This window comes from Grimontia marina (genome assembly GCF_900060185.1).
GTDB lineage: Bacteria > Pseudomonadota > Gammaproteobacteria > Enterobacterales > Vibrionaceae > Enterovibrio > Enterovibrio marinus.
Genome location: NZ_FIZY01000184.1, coordinates 1 through 883 on the forward strand (window position 1 = coordinate 1; position 883 = coordinate 883).

Here is an 883-nt window from a genome sequence, read left to right on the forward strand (position 1 = left end):
GACGGCCCATTTTATGGCCCACTGATGCACCACGCGGAAAATACCGTAAGACAAAACAACATTCACTTGATCGTCACCAGTGGTCAGGAGTCTCACACCAAAGAGCAAGATTCGATCAACTTCCTACGCTCAAAGCAGGTGGACGGTTTGATTGTCCATTCTGATACTCTTTCTGACGATGAACTGATTGACGTGGTTGAGCGTCAAAACGCCACGATTGTTTTGAACCGCCACATTCCTGAAATTGCCAATCACTGCATTCTTATCGATAACGACCTCCGCGGCTATTTGGCGACCAAGCACCTGCTGGAACATGGCCACAGCAAAGTGGCGTGCATTACTGGTCAGCTAAGCAAAGGTGATAGCCGCGATCGCTTACAAGGTTATCGCAATGCACTGGCTGAGTTTGGTATTGCCTACGATACCAATTTGATTGTCGAAGGGCGTTTTGACCATCAAGGCAACCACGAAGCGGCGCGCCGTCTGCTCGATCGCGATCCACAAATCACCGCCATTTTCTGCCAAAACGACAACATTGCTCTCGCAGTTTATGACGTGGCCGCAGAACGCGGATTTGCGATTGGCGACGATCTCTCTGTGGTAGGTTTTGATAACGATACCCACAGCCAGCACATTCGCCCACGTTTAACCACAGTGAACTTCCCAGTGATGGAAATGGGCTGCGAAGCGGCCAAAGGGGTATTGGCCTTGGTCAACAAGCAAAACTATCCATTAAAGCACAAGCTGACGCCAGAGCTGGTGGTGCGAGATTCGGTGAAAGCCTGCCAATAAATGACGGCGGTTCGATGAAGAAACAACGAGATCCCTATGCCTTAGCCTCTCGTTGTGAAAAGCAAAATGGCCTCATATGATGAGGCCATCG

The 883-nt window shown here is 50.1% G+C and carries 1 protein-coding gene; it reads left to right on the plus strand.

All coding sequences use genetic code 11. The features are described 5' to 3' along the window. The coding region (locus GMA8713_RS25865) for a substrate-binding domain-containing protein (protein WP_062715536.1) at positions 1–792 on the plus strand (792 nt) is incomplete at its 5' end. Positions 793–883 lie beyond the last annotated feature (91 nt).